This is a genomic window from Streptomonospora mangrovi, from assembly GCF_027604915.1.
GTDB classification, from domain to species: Bacteria; Actinomycetota; Actinomycetes; order Streptosporangiales; family Streptosporangiaceae; genus Streptomonospora; species Streptomonospora mangrovi.
The window spans coordinates 13,657-30,266 of sequence record NZ_JAJAQC010000031.1 but is presented as its reverse complement, the minus strand read 5'-3'; the positions used below and the strand labels follow the sequence as shown (position 1 = coordinate 30,266).

15 protein-coding genes are annotated in these 16,610 nt (G+C 74.6%); 10 read left to right on the top strand and 5 right to left on the bottom strand.

What is annotated here, in order from left to right; genetic code table 11:
* Positions 1–51: 51 nt before the first annotated feature.
* On the bottom strand, positions 52–477 hold the full coding sequence (locus LG943_RS17835; protein WP_270073437.1) for a metallopeptidase family protein: 426 nt from the start codon (positions 475–477) through the stop codon (positions 52–54).
* A 270-nt stretch (positions 478–747) separates the two neighbouring features.
* Here LG943_RS17835 and LG943_RS17830 point away from each other — a divergent pair, with 270 nt between their 5' ends.
* Together LG943_RS17830 and LG943_RS17825 are read left to right on the top strand one after the other, a co-directional pair.
* Positions 748–1,176 (top strand): DUF3499 domain-containing protein, encoded by a 429-nt coding sequence (locus tag LG943_RS17830; protein ID WP_270073436.1) that lies wholly within the window; start codon positions 748–750, stop codon positions 1,174–1,176.
* Between the two features lie 54 nt (positions 1,177–1,230).
* On the top strand, positions 1,231–1,491 hold the full coding sequence (locus LG943_RS17825; RefSeq protein ID WP_270073479.1) for a hypothetical protein: 261 nt from the start codon (positions 1,231–1,233) through the stop codon (positions 1,489–1,491).
* Here the strand turns inward: LG943_RS17825 and LG943_RS17820 are convergent.
* Complete coding sequence (locus LG943_RS17820; protein WP_270073435.1) at positions 1,488–2,105, bottom strand: GNAT family N-acetyltransferase; 618 nt, start codon at positions 2,103–2,105, stop codon at positions 1,488–1,490. The genes LG943_RS17825 and LG943_RS17820 overlap by 4 nt on opposite strands.
* A gap of 84 nt (positions 2,106–2,189) precedes the next feature.
* Positions 2,190–3,449, bottom strand: coding sequence for a DUF418 domain-containing protein (locus tag LG943_RS17815; protein WP_270073434.1), 1,260 nt, complete (start codon positions 3,447–3,449; stop codon positions 2,190–2,192).
* A 109-nt stretch (positions 3,450–3,558) separates the two neighbouring features.
* On the opposite strand from LG943_RS17815, the gene LG943_RS17810 reads away from it, so the two are divergent.
* The 5 genes from LG943_RS17810 (at position 3,559) to LG943_RS17790 (ending at position 8,801) form a co-directional block, all read left to right on the top strand.
* A complete protein-coding gene (locus LG943_RS17810) occupies positions 3,559–4,410 on the top strand; it encodes a TetR/AcrR family transcriptional regulator (protein WP_270073433.1) in 852 nt (283 codons plus the stop codon).
* A 235-nt stretch (positions 4,411–4,645) separates the two neighbouring features.
* Positions 4,646–6,007: a phosphomannomutase/phosphoglucomutase gene (locus LG943_RS17805; protein ID WP_270073432.1), complete on the top strand. Its 1,362-nt coding sequence runs from the start codon at positions 4,646–4,648 to the stop codon at positions 6,005–6,007.
* Positions 6,008–6,040: 33 nt separating this feature from the next.
* Entirely contained in the window at positions 6,041–6,217 is a 177-nt protein-coding gene (locus LG943_RS17800; protein WP_270073431.1) for a Trm112 family protein, read from the top strand.
* A gap of 57 nt (positions 6,218–6,274) precedes the next feature.
* Positions 6,275–7,465: an SIS domain-containing protein gene (locus tag LG943_RS17795; RefSeq protein ID WP_270073430.1), complete on the top strand. Its 1,191-nt coding sequence runs from the start codon at positions 6,275–6,277 to the stop codon at positions 7,463–7,465.
* A 31-nt stretch (positions 7,466–7,496) separates the two neighbouring features.
* A complete protein-coding gene (locus tag LG943_RS17790) occupies positions 7,497–8,801 on the top strand; it encodes a serine/threonine-protein kinase (RefSeq protein ID WP_270073429.1) in 1,305 nt (434 codons plus the stop codon).
* Positions 8,802–8,907: 106 nt separating this feature from the next.
* Here the strand turns inward: LG943_RS17790 and LG943_RS17785 are convergent, their stop codons facing one another.
* Positions 8,908–10,545 (bottom strand): hypothetical protein, encoded by a 1,638-nt coding sequence (locus LG943_RS17785; RefSeq protein ID WP_270073428.1) that lies wholly within the window; start codon positions 10,543–10,545, stop codon positions 8,908–8,910.
* Between the two features lie 466 nt (positions 10,546–11,011).
* Here LG943_RS17785 and LG943_RS17780 point away from each other — a divergent pair, with 466 nt between their 5' ends.
* A complete protein-coding gene (locus LG943_RS17780) occupies positions 11,012–13,102 on the top strand; it encodes an acyltransferase family protein (RefSeq protein WP_270073427.1) in 2,091 nt (696 codons plus the stop codon).
* Between the two features lie 67 nt (positions 13,103–13,169).
* Here the strand turns inward: LG943_RS17780 and LG943_RS17775 are convergent, their stop codons facing one another.
* Entirely contained in the window at positions 13,170–13,652 is a 483-nt protein-coding gene (locus LG943_RS17775; RefSeq protein WP_270073426.1) for a MerR family transcriptional regulator, read from the bottom strand.
* A 140-nt stretch (positions 13,653–13,792) separates the two neighbouring features.
* Between LG943_RS17775 and ahcY (LG943_RS17770) the strand changes: the two genes are divergently transcribed.
* Complete coding sequence (gene ahcY / locus LG943_RS17770) at positions 13,793–15,229, top strand: adenosylhomocysteinase (RefSeq protein ID WP_270073425.1); 1,437 nt, start codon at positions 13,793–13,795, stop codon at positions 15,227–15,229.
* 46 nt (positions 15,230–15,275) lie between these two features.
* A complete protein-coding gene (gene ahcY, locus LG943_RS17765) occupies positions 15,276–16,538 on the top strand; it encodes an adenosylhomocysteinase (RefSeq protein ID WP_270073424.1) in 1,263 nt (420 codons plus the stop codon).
* Positions 16,539–16,610 lie beyond the last annotated feature (72 nt).

The window sequence follows — 16,610 nt, the reverse complement described above, 5'->3', positions numbered from 1 at the left end:
ACGGCCCGCGCGGCACGGCACGCGGGCCGCGCCGCGCGGGCGGCGGCTGTGTCAAGTTTCGGGGTCGACGGTCTCGGGTTCGAGCCCCAGGAGGTTGGCGACCTCTTCGACCACGGTGTCGTAGACGAGCATGGCCATCTCCTCCGGCTCGCGGGTACGGATCTCGACCGGCCGCCGGTAGACGATGATCTTCGCCTGTCCCGCTCTGCCGGTCTCCAGACGCGAGAAGGGGATGCCGTCCTCGGCGGTCACACCGCGCGGGACCCGGGGGACGTCCTCGACCAGGAACTCCACGTTGGCGAGTTCCCGCGCCCACACCCGCTCCAGACGCTCGACGGCGTCGAGGACCAGGTCGTCGAAGATGTGGGCCCGGCTCCGCGCCATGGGGAGTTCCGGCGGCGCCAGCGGGCCGCGCACGCCGCGCCCGCGGCGGTCTCGGCGTCGTACTCGGTCGGCTTGAGCCCTGTGAAGGTGCACTCGTCGCACGCTCCGAGACTATGCCATCCGCGGCCGACATGCAGCCCCGGCCCGCCCGCACGGGCGGACCCGGGGGCTGACCGGGGGGAGGAGCGGGGGGAGGAGCGGGCACGTGCCGGGGGGAACGGGCGGCGGACCTGGGGCGGGCACCGGGGTGGACGTGGTGGCGGCACAGGGGTGGCCTCATTGCGGACAAAGCGGGCAACCCGGTGGCGGACACAGCGGGGCGATGCTGGCGCCGGGCCGGGGAAAGGCATAAAGTCGGTGCCCGTGAGCGTTGTCCGACGCTGCTCGCGCACCGCGTGCCGGCAGCCCGCCGTCTTCACGCTCACTTATGTCTACGCCGATTCCACGGCGGTCCTCGGCCCGCTCGCGGCCTACGCCGAGCCCCACTGCTACGACCTGTGCGCCATGCACGCCGAACGCCTCACCGCCCCGCGCGGCTGGGAGGTCGTGCGCCTGCCCGCCGACTCCTCCGGCGGCGGCCCCGGCAGCGACGACCTGGAGGCCCTGGCCAACGCCGTGCGCGAGGCCGCCCGCCCGCCCGCCGTGGGCAACCCGGTCGGCCAGGGCGTCGAGACCCATCGGCGGGGCCACCTGCGCGTGGTCAAGTCCGACCCCCAGACCGGAGCCGACCCCGCCCAGCGGACACCCCCTTCCCCCCAGTCGGCCCGCCCGCGCCCGCGCCGCGACGTCTAGGTCGGCCAGGTCCTGTTTTGCGAAGCGCCTGCGGGCGGGCCGGTGCCTGCGCCGGTGCGAGACCACGGCGACCAGCCCGCCGCCCAGCGGGCCGGCCGACCGGCGGCGACGTGCCTCGGCGGGCGGCAGGCCCCCGGCCTTCGGGAGGCCTACCGCCCGCGCAACACCGTCGAGCGCGCGGTCAACCCGCTCAAGCGGAACCGGGTGGTGGCCACCCGCTATGACAAGCGGGCAGTGATCCGAGAAGGCAGCGTCCAGACGGCCTCGACCCGTATCCGGCTGCGTGACCTCGCCTTTTTCCGGCACCCCACCTAGCGCCCACGCCGCAGGGAGACGTAGGCGTTGATGCCGCTCCAGCGGGTGTGGGAGACCTTGCGGCGCCGGTACTCCGTGAAGCCGAGCTTGGCGTAGAGGGCTAGGGCGGCGGTGTTGGTGTCGGCGACGTCCTCCAGCACGAACTCGGTGTACCCGGGCAGTTCGAGCAGATGCCGCAGGATCGCCGTCGCGACGCCTCTGCCCTGGTAGGCGGGAGCCGTCGCGACGAACTCGATCGAGGCGGTGCCCTCGCGGGCGCCGGCCACCGAGCCGCCGAACTCCGACCGGAGCACGAGGTCGCCGATCGTGCCGCGCACCAGGCCCAGGTGGCGGCGCAGTTGCGCGCCCCGATGGCGCACCGAGGGGCGGACACCGTCGGTGCACGCGGCGATTCCGGCGGGACGGCCGTCGACCAGTCCCACGTGGAACACGTCGAGGACGAGCATGTGCTCGAAGGCGTCGACGAGGCGGCGCGGGTCCGAGGACAGTCCGGCGAAGTCGGCGGCGAACCCCCCGACGAAGACCTCGGTGATCGCCCGCCGGTGGCCCTCGCCGAGCTCTGCCGCCGGGACGACTGTGACCGGCGGCCTTCCATGCGGGGAAGGCGTGTTCATCTCACTGCTCCGTTCCGTGCGCGGGATGAGGTGGTGAAACCGGGCCCCGCCCTCGCCACGGGGGCGATGGGCGGGGCATGGGGCTCAGTTCCGGCGGCCGTAGACCAGCCGCCGCAGCAGAACCTCGGCGGGGCCCGGCAGGGACCGGCGCCGCAGTTGGTCGGCGGCGACGACCGTCGCCAGCCACACGCCCGCCGCGCACGCGGTCGCGGTGAACGCGGTGCTGCCGGAAGCCGTTCCCAGACCGAGCGCGAACGGCGGCACCAGGACCAGCCACGCGACCGACTGGATGAGGTAGCCGCTCAGCGACCGCTGCCCCAGGGCGGTGAGCGCGTCGACGACCGCGCCGACCGCCTTCGGCCGCCGGGCCGCGGGGCGCCGGTTCTCCAGGGCCAGGGCGATGAGTCCGAAGAGGGCGACGTAGCCGATACCGCCGAGTTGGCCCGATGCCTCGTAGAGCGCCTTGAGCGCACCGGCGGCGGGCGCGTCGGCGTGCAGCCACCCGGCGCTGAACAGGCCCATCGGCAGTCCGCCCGCGACGCCGGCAGTCAGGCCGACCCCGGCGGTCCAGGCGAGGAGGCGGCGGTGGCGGGCGGGCTCCTCCAGCACGCGGTGCCGCGCCGCCCACACGCCCAGCCAGACGACAAAGACGACACCGAGCAGGTAGAGCGTCTGCGTCGGCCACTCGGTGAGCCGGGCGAGGACGGAGGCGGCGTAGGTGGGCGCCTCCATGGAGGGCCAGCCGACGTCCATCTCGCGGATGGGCATCGACGCCGGGGTTCCGGAGGCGGTGGCGACCAGCCATGCGGCCCGGGCTGCGAGGACTGCGACGGAGACGATCGAGGCGGCCCACAGCCACAGCGCCAGGCGGTGGAAGCGGTCCCCGCGGCCGAGCAGCAGGAGCGCGACCGCGATCCCGACGATCCCGTAGGCGCCGAGGATGTCTCCGGAGAACAGCAGGATCCCGTGGAGCGCGCCGAAGGCCAGCAGCCATGCGCTGCGGCGCAGCAGGACCGCGCGCCCGGCGCCGGGGGAGGCCGCCGCTTCCTGGCGGCGGGCGAGTTGGACCATGCCGTAGCCCAGCAGGAAGGCGAACATCGGATAGGCGCGGGCGTGGACGAAGGCGACCATGGCGACGTTGTAGAGGCGCTCGGCGCCCTGGGGGGCGGATTCGAGGCCGGGCGCGGCCAGGAAGAACGCGCCGGCGCCGTTGGCCAGCGCGATGAGCAGCAGAACGGTGCCCCGGGCGAGGTCGGGGGCCAGTGCCCGCTGCGAGGGCGGAACGGGCCCCAGTGGCGGGCGGTCGCGCGCGGCGGCAGGCGGAGTGGGGACGTCGGACGGCACAGATCCTCCTCAGCGGTGGGGTAGCGGCCATAATTTATGAGCGAAACTAACAATTGGCAAATCGGTCGGCCGCCTTCGGCGCGGTGCCGTACCGGGGTAGCGTGTACCCATGGCCGAGGAGGACGTGCCCCCGGGGCTGGGGCGGCTCTGGCGACTGCCGACCGCGGCGCCCACCGGGCGGCCCGCCGAGCTTGGAGTCGAGCGGATCGTCGACGCCGCCGTGCGCCTGGCTGACCGCGAGGGACTGGGGGCGGTGACCCTGGCGCGGGTCGCCAAGGAACTGGGCTACACGGCGATGTCCCTCTACCGGCATGTGGGGTCCAAGGACGAGCTGTTCGTGCTTATGGGCGACGCCGCCCAGGGACCGCCCCCCGACGTCCCGGGCGGATCGACGGACTGGCGCGAGGGCGTCCGGCGGTGGGCCGCCGCCCTCGCCGAGTTGGCCGCCCGCCGCCCTTGGCTGGCCGAGCTGCCCGTCCAGGGGCCGCCGAGCGGTCCCAACGCCGTCGCGTGGCTGGACGCGGGCCTGCGAACGCTGCGCGACACCGGGCTCGACTGGGGGCAAAAGGTGGGGATCGTGCTGGTCGTCTCCAGCTACGTGCGCCAGGCCGGTTCGATGGCGCGGCAGATGGAGGAGGGCCGCCGGGCCTCCGGCCGAGACCAGGCCCAGGTGGAGCGGGACTACGGGCGCGCGCTCGCCCGGCTGGTCGACCCCGGCCGCTTCCCCGACGCGGCGGCGCTCTTCGCCTCCGGCGTCTTCGAGGCCCCGCCCGAGCCGCTGGAGGGCGGGCCGCCCGTCGACCACGACTTCGTCTTCGGCCTCGAACTCATCCTCGATGGCGTGGCCGCCACCATCGCCGCCGCTCAGGCCCGCTCCGCGCCCGCCGGGCCCTCACCTGTCCAAGCACCCGGCGCGCGTGTCACCAACGTCCCGGGACAGCACATTCAGGCGCCCCCGTAGCCCACCCCGGCCACCCGCCCCGCGTCCCGGTGACCGCCCGCACCGTCCCCACCACCCCCGGGCGCGCCGTTTCGTGCCGTGCACCGCGTCCGCCGTGGTGCGCCGGGGGGTTGATAGCGTTGTCCCGTGCGTGGACGGCGTCCGCCCGCAGCCGCCCCAGTGGGGCCTCCGGCGCGGCACGGGCGCTCGCGCCGCGCGCGAAGAGCCCTGTCCACGACCCGATCCGGAGCAGCGTGTGGGTGACCTCGGCCAGATCTTCAAGGCATACGACATCCGGGGCATCGTCCCCGACACACTCGACGCCGACACGGCCCGCTCCATCGGGGCGGCGTTCGCGCGGGTAGCCGACGCCCCCTCGGTGGTCGTGGCCTACGACATGCGCCCCTCCTCGCCGGAGCTGGCGGCGGCCTTCGCCGAGGGCGTCACCGGACAGGGCGTCGACGTGGTGATGGCCGGGCTGGGCTCCACCGACATGCTCTACTTCGCCTCGGGCCACCTGGACATGCCCGGCGCGATGTTCACCGCCAGCCACAACCCTGCCCAGTACAACGGCATCAAGATGTGCCGGGCCGGTGCGGCGCCCATCGGCTCCGACAGCGGCCTGGCCGACATCCGCCGCCTGGCCGAGGAGGGTGTGGCGCCCGCCGCCACCACCGGCACGGTCAGCGAGCGCGACCTGCTCACCGAGTACGCGCGCTACCTGCGCTCCCTGGTCGACCTGTCCGGCGCGCGCACGCTGAGCGTCGTGGTCGACGCCGGCAACGGCATGGGCGGCTACACCGTCCCGGCCGTGCTGGGCGGCGACCGGCTGGAGGCGCTGCCGCTGCGCATCGAGCCGCTGTACTTCGAGCTGGACGGCACGTTCCCCAACCATCCGGCCAACCCGCTGGACTACGCCAACCTGGTCGACCTCCAGGCCAAGGTGCGCGAGACCGGCGCCGACATCGGCCTGGCCTTCGACGGCGACGCCGACCGCTGCTTCGTGGTGGACGAGCGGGGCGAGCCCGTGCCGCCCTCCGCCATCACCGCCATGGTCGCCGCCCAGGAGTTGGCCCGCGAGCCCGGCGCCACCGTGATCCACAACCTGATCACCTCCAACGCGGTGCCCGAGATCGTGCGCGAGCGCGGCGGCACCCCGGTGCGCACCCGGGTGGGCCACTCGTTCATCAAGGCCACCATGGCCGAGACCGGGGCGATCTTCGGCGGCGAGCACTCCGCCCACTACTACTTCCGCGACTTCTGGCGCGCCGACACCGGCATGCTCGCGGCCATGCACGTGCTGCGGGTGCTGGGCGCCGACTCCCGGCCGCTGTCGGAGGTCACCGCCGAGTACTCCCGCTACGCCGGCTCCGGTGAGATCAACTCCGAGGTCACCGACCAGGCCGGCCGCGCGGCCGCGGTCGAGGAGGCGTTCGCCGGCCGCGAGGGCGTCACGACCGACCACCTCGACGGCCTCACCGTGTCGCTGCCCGACGGCTCCTGGTTCAACCTGCGGGCCTCCAACACCGAGCCGCTGCTGCGGCTCAACGTCGAGGCGCCCGACACCGCCGCCATGGAGCGGCTGCGCGACGAAGTCCTGGCCATCGTGCGGGCCTGACCGCACGCACCACCCCGCGAGGAGACCACCGCAATGACCGCGAAGATCGACGACTGGCTGCTGGAGATCCTGGCCTGCCCCCAGAGCAAGGCGCCGCTGCGCCTGGACGAGGAGGCCGGCGAGTTGGTCTGCGACGAGAGCGGGCTGGCCTACCCCATCCGCGACGGGATCCCGGTGCTGCTCGTGGACGAGGCGCGCCGCATCAACTGACGCCGGGCGCCCGCGCCGCCGCCGGCGGTGCCGGCCGCCGGCCGGGAAGGAAGTGCCGTGCCCCTGGAGTTCGACGAGTCCCGGCTGGAGGACCCGCGGGCGGGCGAGGAGGCCCTGCGCGGGCTGGCCTCGGCGGCGGCGCGGGTGCGCGCCGCGCGCACGGCCGCCGCGGAGGCCGACCTGGAGGTCCTGGCCCGCGACGGCCGCCCGCGCGCCGTGGTGGTGCTGGGCGCCGGAGCGGCCGCCACGGTGGGCGACATCTGCGCGGCGGCGCTGGGGCCGGGCTGCCCGGTGCCGGTGGTGCCGGTGCGCGGGTACCGGCTGCCGGGCTGGGTGGGCGGCCCCGACCTCGTGGTGGCGGTGGAGCCGCCGACCGCCGGCGCGGCGCCGCCGGTGCCGGCGGGGGAGGAACCGCCGGGTCCGCCCGCGCCTGCGCCTGCGCCTGCGTCCACAATCGGCCAAATCCGCCCCTCACACGACGCCGTCGCCGCCTGCGCCGCCGAGGCGGCGCGGCGCGGCTGCCGGTTCCTGGCGATCGGCCCCGCCGGCGGCGCGCCGGCCGCCGTCGCCGAGCAGTTCCGGGCGCCCTCGATCGCGCTCGCGCAGGTCGGCGGACCTGCGGAGACGCCGTGGGGCGCGGTGGCGGCCCTACTGACGGCGGTGTCGCGGGCGGGGGTGGCCGGGCCGCCCGAGGGCGCCTACGACGCGCTGGCCGAGCGGTTGGACCGGGCCGCCATGGCCTACGGCCCCTCCGTGGAGACCTGGGACAACCCCGCCAAGTCGGCCGCGGTCGAGATCGCCGGGCGCATCCCGGTCATCGGCGGGGGAACACCCACCGCCCTGGCCGCCGCCGAGCACTGGGTGTCGAGGCTGGCGGCCGTCGCCCGGTATCCTGCGGTCCGCGGCGGTTCGCCGGAGTTGCTGGGTGACCACGTCTCCCTGGTCGGCGGCCCGTTCGGCGGTTCCGGGCCGCGGTCGATCTTCGACGACCCCGTCGAGGACGGCGCCGTCGGCCTCCGGCTGGTCCTGCTGCGCGATCCGGAGGAGGTCCCCGAGGCCGCCCGCGACCTCGCCCTCGCGGCCGACACGGCCCGTGAACAGGGCGTCGAGGTGAGTGAGTACACAGCGGACGAGGGCGGTCCACTGGAACGCGCAGCCGGTTTGATCGCTCTAACCGATTACGCCACTGTGTATGTAGCCGTTGCCTATGGCACAGACCCGCTAGACCATACGCTGGTCGTGCGCTGACTCCAGCCACGACCGCACCTGGAGGAGATCGATGCCCGGTCCCGAGTCGCTGTCGCCGAACGACCCGAAGTCCTTCGGCGACTACAGCGTGGTCGGCCGCCTGGGAAAGGGCGGGCAGGGCGTCGTGTACCTCGGGCGCAACCCCGAGGGTGAAGAGGTCGCGATCAAGGTCCTCAACGACCAGTGGTCGCAGGACGACGATCTCCGCAAGCGGTTCGAGAAGGAGGTGCGCGCGGCGCAGAAGGTCGCGTCGTTCTGCACCGCCGCAATCCACGAGGCCCAGCTCGACAAGGACCCGCCCTACGTGGTGTCGGAGTACGTGCCGGGCCAGTCGCTCCAGGAGGCGGTGGCCACCAAGGGGCCGCACAAGGGCGCGGCGCTCCAGCGGCTGGCGGTCTCCACGGCCACCGCGCTGGTGGCCATCCACCAGGCCGGGATCGTGCACCGCGACTTCAAGCCGGGCAACGTGCTGCTGGGCCCCGACGGCCCCCGGGTGATCGACTTCGGCATCGCCCGCGTCGCCGACGGCACCGCCACCCTCACCAACTCGATCGTGGGCACGCCCTCCTACATGGCGCCCGAGCAGATCGAGGGCCGGGGGATCACCGACAAGGTCGACATCTTCGCCTGGGGCTGCGTGGTGGCCTTCGCCTCCACCGGCAACGCACCCTTCGGCCAGGACAGCGTGCCCGCCGTGGTGCACCGGGTGGTCAGCGCGCCGCCCAACCTCGACGGCGTGCCCGACTCCCTGCTGCCGATCGTGCGCACCTGCCTGGACAAGGACCCCGCCCGCCGGCCCACCGCCCAGGAGCTGCTGATGCGGCTGCTGGGCCACGAGTCCGCGGTCTCCACCGACGACGCCCTCAAGGAGGGCGAGCGCATCGCGGAGTCCGGTCCGCCGCTGAGCGGGCCGCAGACCCCGATCCCCCCGGCCAACCAGGTCGGCGGCTACGGGCCGATGGGCGGCATGGGGCCGGGCGCGCACACCCCCAGCGGGCCGCAGACCCCCTTCCCCGGGTACGGCCCCGGCCCGGCGCCCAACTCCGGTCCCCAGGCCGGGTTCCACCACCAGCCGCCGCGCGGGCCGCAGCCGCACGGCCCCAACGTCACCGGGGTGCGGCCCGGCCCCGGCGGGCCGCCGCCCACCGGCCCCAACACCATGTACGGCGGGCGGGCCATGCCCACCCAGCAGCCGCGGCCGCAGCTTCCGCCGCAGAACCGGCCGCCCCAGCGGGTCGAGGACCCCATCCTGTCGCACGGCTGGGTGGTCCCGGCGGTGCTCATCGCGATCATCATCCTGGTGCTCGTGCTGTTCCTGGCGGCGCTGAGCACCTGATCCCCGGCGAGCCGCGCGGTGCGGCCGCCCGACGCCGCGCCCGGCCCGCCGCCGCGCGGCGGCGCACCGGGCGCCGGGCACACCGGTCGCACCGGGTGCCGGTGCTTCAGTAGCGGGCCGCCCGGGTGAGGTGGCCCACCGCCCGCGCCAGCACGTCGTCGGTGAACGCCTCGACCTCGGGCCAGCGGTCATCGGCGGCGTCGGCCGGCACCAGGGTCACGCAGTCGGCGCAGCCGAGGTCGAGCACGTCCACCGCGCCCTCGTCGCTGGTGAGCCAGCCGTCGGCGGTCACCGCCAGCACCCCCGAGGCGGGGTCGCCCACCTCCTGCACGAACACCACGAGCCGCAGCGCGCCGTCGGCGAGGTCGACGTCGACCGAGGCGCGCCACTCGTTGGGTCCCGGCGTGAACAGCGCCCGCCGGGCCGCCGCCGCGCGGCGCTCGGCCAGCGGCGGCACACCGGGGGCCTCGGCGGCGGCGCCTCCGGGGGAGGCGGCGGTGTTCTCGGCGCCGGGACCGGTGCCGGGTCCGGCGGTGGGGTCGGCCGGAGGCTCGGTGGAGGAGCCCACCGAGGTGCGCGCGGCGGGATCGAGTTCGCGCAGCACCATGCGCAGGGAGTCGCAGCGCAGCCGCAGGTGGTTGACCACGCGGCGGTGCACGGCCCGGCCCAGGCAGGAACTGTCGGGGCGCAGGGCGCCGGGCAGGCGCGCGGGGCGGCTCAGTTCGGCGCGCAGCGCGGCGGTCTCCAGGTCGGCCAGCAGCAGCACCATGGCGGCCAGCCGCTCAAGGGGATCGCGCGGACGGCCGGCGGTGCCCTCGGCGGGCGAGCCGGGCGCGGCGGCGGCCGCCGGAGGCGCGGCGCGCCGGTCGATGGCCGGGGGCGGCAGGTCCGAGCGCATCAGCGACAGCGACGCCACGGTCCAGGGCAGGGGCCGCAGGTGGGCGGGCGGGCCGTCGCCCCGGCGGGGCGCCGGGGGACCGGGCGGGGCCTCGGCCGCGCCGGGGCCGGGCGAGCGCACGGCGGGCGGCGCGGCGGGGTCGTCGGCGGCAGGCGCGGCGGCCGCGGTGCTGACCGGGATGTCGCCGACACCGGGCAGGGTGAGCACCCCCGAGGCGGCGCCCGCCGCCCCGCCCGGGGTGCCGCCGGGCGTTTCCGCCGCTTTGCTCGCGGCCCCGCCCGCGCCGTGCGGAACGGCGCCGTTGACCCCGTGGCCCACCGCTCCGGCGGGCAGGGGGGCGGCGGCGTCGCGCCCGTGGCGGGGGCCGGCCGCATCGGGCGGCGGGGGCGCCGGCGCGCCGTTGAGGGCGTCGGCGCAGGTCAGGAAGAGGTGGGCGGCGCGGACCAGCGGATGGGTCTCCACGGCCGCCGCCTCGGCCAGCAGCGCGCCCACGCGCTCGGGCGCGGGCAGCGGCGGGGAGAAGTCGGGGACCGCGCGGGCGAGGGTGTCGAAGTAGTCGGCGTTGAGGCGCACCCCCGCGCGGGAGTCCTCGGCCAGGGCGACCAGGGCGTCCTCCTCGGCGCGCAGCCGCTCGGGCGGCAGGGGCGGGCGGCCCGCCAGCGCGCGCAGCTCCTCGATGCGGCGGCGGACCCCGTCGCGCACGGCGGCGGGGTCGGCGGAGCTGATCCCGTGGCGGCGGCGCTCCGCCCACAGCTCACGGAGCCGGTCGAGGGCCTCCAGCCGTCGGCGCACGGCGTCGGGGAAGCCGTCGGGAACCAGGGTGCGACCACGTCGTCGGGTGTCCACGGTGTCACCGTAGCCCGCGGAGGGGTGGATAAAACCCGCCTCGTCCGATCCCGTGGTGGAAGGACCCTGAATGCGCGCTATGCGCGGGGACCGGGAAGAATGTGGTCGTTGGTTCAACTCCCGTACTCTTGGCTGTAACGGGACTGGGAGATCATCCCACGGTGGCGCCGAGCCGTTCCTACGGCTGTGCACAGTCTGTCGGTCCGGGTGGCGCTGGGGCAGCGCGACCGGGTTGACTGGAATAAGGGGTTCCCCCCTGCGCACAGGCGCCGATCCGCTGCTCTACGGATTGGCCGTTTCCGCCTGCCCGCAAGCGGCCCGACCGTGGGTCTCGCCCGCCGTGTCCCGGCCCCCGGGCCACCCCATGGCTCGCGCACCCCCACCCACCGGCAGTGGTCAGCGAACGACCCCCGCAGCGTCCCGGCCGCACCCCCCGGTGTGCAACGTAAGTGAGGTAGTCGTTCCCGTGCAGTCGACCCCCGACTCCGCCCCCGCGGCGCCCCCGCCGCCCGCCTCCCCGGCCGCCCCCGCCGGGCGCGCGCCGGGCAAGGGGTCCACCTACCGCCCCGAGATCCAGGGGCTCCGCGCCGTCGCGGTGCTGCTGGTGGCGGTCTACCACATCTGGCTCGGCCGGGTCTCCGGCGGCGTCGACGTCTTCCTGCTGCTCACCGGGTTCCTCATCACCGGCTCCCTGCTGCGGTCGGTGGAGCGCAAGGGCGCGATCGGCTTCACCGCGTTCTGGACCCGCATGGTCAAGCGCCTGGTGCCCGGCGCGGCGGTGGTGCTGGCGGGCATCCTGGTGTCCACCTACCTGTTCCTGCCCGCCGACCGCTGGCGCGACGTCATCGCCGAGTCCATCGCCGCCGCCCTGTACTACGAGAACTGGCACCTGGCGCTCAACTCGGTCGACTACCTGGCGGGCAGCGGCGTGGCCAGCCCCGTCCAGCACTTCTGGTCGCTGTCCATCCAGGGCCAGTTCTACCTGCTGTGGCCCTTCCTCATCGGCGGCGCCGCCTGGCTCGCGGCCCGCGCCAAGCGGCCCGGCCCGCGCGGTGCGGTCGCGATCGGCCTGGGCCTGGTCTTCACCGCGTCGCTGGCCTACTCCGTGGTCACCACCGCCACCCAGCAGGCGTGGGCCTACTTCGACCTGGGCGCCCGGCTGTGGGAGTTCGCGCTGGGCGGCCTGCTCGCGCTGGCCCTGCCGCACCTGCGCCCGCCCATGTGGCTGCGCGTCCTGCTGGGCTGGACCGGGGTGATCGCGCTGGTGCTGTGCGGCCTGCTGGTGCAGGTCTCCACGCTCTTCCCCGGCTACATCGCGCTGTGGCCGACCATGGCCGCGGTGCTGGTGATCGTGGCCGGCACCACCGGGTCGCCGCTGGCCGTGGACCGCCTGCTCAACCTGCGCGCCATGCACTACGTCGGCGACCACGCCTACGCGCTCTACCTGTGGCACTGGCCGGTGCTCATCTGCTACCTCCAGGTCACCGACCGCACCCTGCCCAGCCTCACCGGCGGGTTCGCCGTCCTGGCGCTGTCGATGCTGCTGGCCGTGGCCACCCGGTGGATCACCGAGACCCGGGTCGACGCGTTCACCCGGGTGCGCCCGGCGCGGCGGTGGTCGCTGGCGGTGGGCGCGGCGTTCCTGGTGCCCGTGCTGACCGCCACCGGCCTGTGGTCGGGCTACCTCACCGAGCAGCAGCGCCAGCAGGAGTTGGCGGTCCAGGAGTCCGGCTCCTACACCGGCGCCCAGGCGCTCACCGCGCCGGCCGCCCAGCAGGACCACGCCTCGGTGCCGGTCTACCCCGCGCCCGCCGACGCCGCCGACGACGTCCCCCGCACCTACGCCGACGGCTGCAACCAGGAGACCGGCAAGTCCGAGGTCCTCACCTGCTCCTACGGCCCCGACGACGCCGAGCACACCGTGGCCCTGGTGGGCGCCTCCCACGCCGCGCACTGGTTCCCCGCGCTGATGGAGATCGCCGAGGACCGCGACTGGCGGGTCGTCAACATCGTCAAGGGCTCGTGCCTGTTCACCGACATCGTGCAGGTCTACCGGGGCGAGGAGTACCACTCCTGCGCCCAGTGGAACGCCGGTGTGCTGGAGGAGCTGCGCGACCTGCGGCCCGACGCGGTGTTCACCACCGCCACCAGCACCAGCATCGACGGCGAGGCCGGGTTCGGCGGCGAGGTCGTGGTCGACGGCTACGTGGAGCGCTGGCGCGAGCTGGACCGCATGGACATCGACGTCATCGCCGTCCGCGACACCCCCCGCATGCCCTTCGACGCCCCCGAGTGCGTCGCCGAGGACGGCCCCGAGGCGTGCGTGGCCGACCGGGGCTTCTCCATGGACGAGCGGTCGCCGCTGGAGAAGCTGGAGCACGTCCCCGACAACGTCGCCTTCATCGACATGACCGACCACATGTGCCAGGGCGACCGCTGCCCGGCGGTGATCGGCAACATCCTCGTCTACTGGGACACCGGCCACATCACCACCACCTACATGCGCACGCTGGCCCCCGGGCTGGGGGAGCGCATCGCGGCGGCCACCGACCTGTGAGGGCGCTCCCGCGCCGCCGCCCGGCGGCGCGGGAGCCCGCAGCGGCCACCGCCGGCGGCGGCGCGCCTCAGGGCGCCCCGCGCTCGCGGCTGCGCAGCAGGCGCAGCGCCTTCTGCTTCTCGAAGTCCATGGCGCGGGCCGGCGCGGGCGCCAGGCGGCCCACCCGCTCGCCGAAGGACCGCACCCGCGCCAGGGTCGCCGGCTCGGCCAGCACCCGCAGCGCGAACGCCAGCGCGGCCGGCGGGATGCCGTAGGCGCGCTCCAGTTCCAGCCCGGCGGCCACCGCGCCCAGGTCGTCCTCGCTGAAGCGGCGGTGCCGGTGGCCCCGGCCCGTGGGCTGCTCCTTGGTGGGCGGCACCAGCCCCAGCGCCTCGCGGTAGCGCAGCATGCGCGGGCTGGTGCCCAGGCGCTCGGCGGCGGCGGAGATCGGCAGGGCCGGGGCCGCGCGGCCGGCGGCGGGGCCGAGCCCGCCGGGGTCGGCCGGCGCGGGGCGCCGGTGGGCGGCCGGGTAGGGGCGCGGCGTGCCCGCGCGGTCGTCAGTGTGCGCCATGGGCAGCCACTGTAGCGGCCCCGACCGCACCTCCCGCGTGAATCTGACAATCGCGTGTCAATTTGGGCCGCTCGGCCGTGCCGGAGGGGGGTGTAGCCGCTTAGACTCGGTGCGCATCCACCCAGGAGGAGAAAAGACGCATGTCCCTCGACTTCAAGGTCGCCGACCTGTCCCTCGCCGAGTTCGGGCGCAAGGAGATCCGGCTCGCCGAGCACGAGATGCCGGGCCTGATGGCCACCCGCGCCGAGTACGGCGCCTCCCAGCCGCTCAAGGGCGCCAAGATCATGGGGTCGCTGCACATGACCGTGCAGACCGCCGTGCTGATCGAGACCCTGGTCGCCCTGGGCGCCGAGGTCCGCTGGGTGAGCTGCAACATCTTCTCCACCCAGGACCACGCCGCCGCCGCGGTCGTCGTCGGCCCCAACGGCACCCCCGACGACCCCCAGGGCGTGCCCGTCTACGCCTGGAAGGGCGAGACGCTGGAGGAGTACTGGTGGTGCACCGAGCAGGCGCTCACCTGGCCGGGCGGCGAGGGCCCCAACATGATCCTCGACGACGGCGGTGACGCCACGATGCTGGTGCACAAGGGCGTGGAGTTCGAGAAGGCCGGCACGGTCCCCAGCCCCACCGACGACGACTCCGAGGAGTACCAGGTCTTCCTGCGGCTGCTCCAGAAGAGCCTGGCCGCCGACCCGCAGAAGTGGACCCGGATCGCCGAGCGCATCAAGGGCGTCACCGAGGAGACCACCACCGGCGTGCACCGCCTCTACGAGATGCAGCGCGACGGCCGGCTGCTCTTCCCGGCGATCAACGTCAACGACTCGGTCACCAAGAGCAAGTTCGACAACAAGTACGGCATCCGCCACTCCCTGCCTGACGGCATCATGCGCGGCACCGACGTGCTCATCGGCGGAAAGGTCGCGGTGGTCTGCGGCTACGGCGACGTCGGCAAGGGCTCGGCCGAGGCGCTGCGCGGCCAGGGCGCCCGCGTCATCGTCACCGAGGTCGACCCGATCAACGCCCTCCAGGCCGCCATGGACGGCTTCCAGGTGACCGTGCTGGAGGACGTGGTCGAGACCGCCGACATCTTCATCACCACCACCGGCAACTTCAACATCATCACCGCCGACCACATGGCCCGGATGAAGCACCAGGCCATCGTCGGCAACGTCGGCCACTTCGACAACGAGATCGACATGGCCGGCCTGGCGAAGACCCCGGGCATCGTGCGCACCGAGATCAAGCCGCAGGTGCACGAGTGGCGCTTCCCCGACGGCCACACCATCATCGTGCTGTCGGAGGGCCGCCTGCTCAACCTGGGCAACGCCACCGGCCACCCCAGCTTCGTGATGTCCAACAGCTTCACCAACCAGGTCATCGCGCAGATCGAGCTGTTCACCAAGACCGCCGAGTACCCCACCGACGTCTACGTGCTGCCCAAGATCCTCGACGAGAAGGTCGCCCGGCTGCACCTGGACGCCCTCGGCGTCAAGCTCACCGAGCTGACCAAGGAGCAGGCCGCCTACATCGGCGTGGACGTGGCCGGGCCCTACAAGCCCGACCACTACCGCTACTGAGCCGGCGCGCAGACCGGACGAACCGGAAGGACCGGAAACCCGCCGGATGGCACTACCAGAGCATGACGTCGCGGACCTCGGCCTGGCGCAGGCCGGGGTCCGCCGCGTCGAATGGGCCGAACGCGCCATGCCCGCCCTGCGGCGGGTGCGCGACCGCTTCGCCGCCGAGCTGCCGCTCGCGGGGCGGCGCATCGCGGCGTGCATGCACGTGACGGCCGAGACCGCCAACCTGCTGCGGGCGCTGAAGGCGGGCGGCGCGGAGATCGCGCTGGCCGCCTCCAACCCGCTGTCCACGCAGGACGACACCGCCGCCGCGCTGGTGGCCGAGTACGGGATCTCGGTGTTCGCGCGCGCGGGCATGGACCCCGCCGCCTACGACCGCAACCTCGCGACGGTGCTGGAGCGGCGCCCCCACCTGCTCCTGGACGACGGCTGCGACCTGGTCAACCTCGCCCACCTGGAGCGGCCCGAGCTGCTGGAGGAGGCGGTGGCGGGCTGCGAGCAGACCACCACCGGGGTCATCCGGCTGCACCGGATGAGCGCGGAGGGCGCGCTGCGGCTGCCGATGGTGGCCGTCAACGACACCGCCACCAAGCGGATGTTCGACAACCGGTACGGCACCGGGCAGTCCACCCTCGACGGCATCATGCGCGCCACCAACGCCATGCTGGCCGGGCGCACCATGGTGGTGGCCGGGTTCGGCTACTGCGGGCGGGGCCTGGCCGAGCGGGCGCGCGGGATGGGCGCCCGCGTCGTGGTCACCGAGGTCGACCCGGTCAAGGCGCTCGACGCGGTGATGCAGGGCTACACCGTGCTGCCGATGGAGGAGGCCGCGCCCATCGGCGACGTGCTGGTGACGGTGACCGGCAACCGCGACGTGGTCCGCGCCGAGCACCTGGCGAGCCTCAAGGACGGCGCGGTGCTGGCCAACTCCGGCCACTTCGACGTCGAGATCGACCTCCCGGCGCTGGAGGCGATGGCCGTGGAGGTGCGCCGCGAGGTGCGCCCGCAGGCCGACGAGTACGTCCTGGGCGACGGCCGCCGCATCGTCCTGCTGGCCGAGGGCCGCCTGGTCAACCTCGGCGCGGCCGAGGGCCACCCGGCGGCGGTGATGGACATGTCGTTCTCCGTGCAGGCGCTGACGGTGGCCTGGCTCGCGGAGAACCACGAGGAGCTGGAACCGGGGGTGCTGGAGGTCCCGCGCCGCATCGACACCGAGGTGGCCCGCCTGGAACTGGCGGCGCTGGGCGTGCGGATCGACACCCTGACGGCGGGCCAGGAGGACTACCTCAACTCCTGGCGCGCCTGACGTCGCCTCAGCCGGTGGTCCTGTCGCTTCCGTGGCCTTCGCGGCCCTGGCTTTCGCCCGGGCCCGCGCTCG

What these genes read in the sequence shown, in the direction of transcription:
- LG943_RS17775 (WP_270073426.1), bottom strand. Translation starts at nt 13,652, where the DNA reads ATGGCGCACACTGACGACCGCGCGGGCACGCCGCGCCCCTACCCGGCC.
- LG943_RS17820 (WP_270073435.1), bottom strand. Translation starts at nt 2,105, where the DNA reads ATGAACACGCCTTCCCCGCATGGAAGGCCGCCGGTCACAGTCGTCCCG.
- LG943_RS17800 (WP_270073431.1), top strand. Translation starts at nt 6,041, where the DNA reads ATGACCGCGAAGATCGACGACTGGCTGCTGGAGATCCTGGCCTGCCCC.
- ahcY (WP_270073425.1), top strand. Translation starts at nt 13,793, where the DNA reads ATGTCCCTCGACTTCAAGGTCGCCGACCTGTCCCTCGCCGAGTTCGGG.
- LG943_RS17810 (WP_270073433.1), top strand. Translation starts at nt 3,559, where the DNA reads ATGGCCGAGGAGGACGTGCCCCCGGGGCTGGGGCGGCTCTGGCGACTG.
- ahcY (WP_270073424.1), top strand. Translation starts at nt 15,276, where the DNA reads ATGGCACTACCAGAGCATGACGTCGCGGACCTCGGCCTGGCGCAGGCC.
- LG943_RS17790 (WP_270073429.1), top strand. Translation starts at nt 7,497, where the DNA reads ATGCCCGGTCCCGAGTCGCTGTCGCCGAACGACCCGAAGTCCTTCGGC.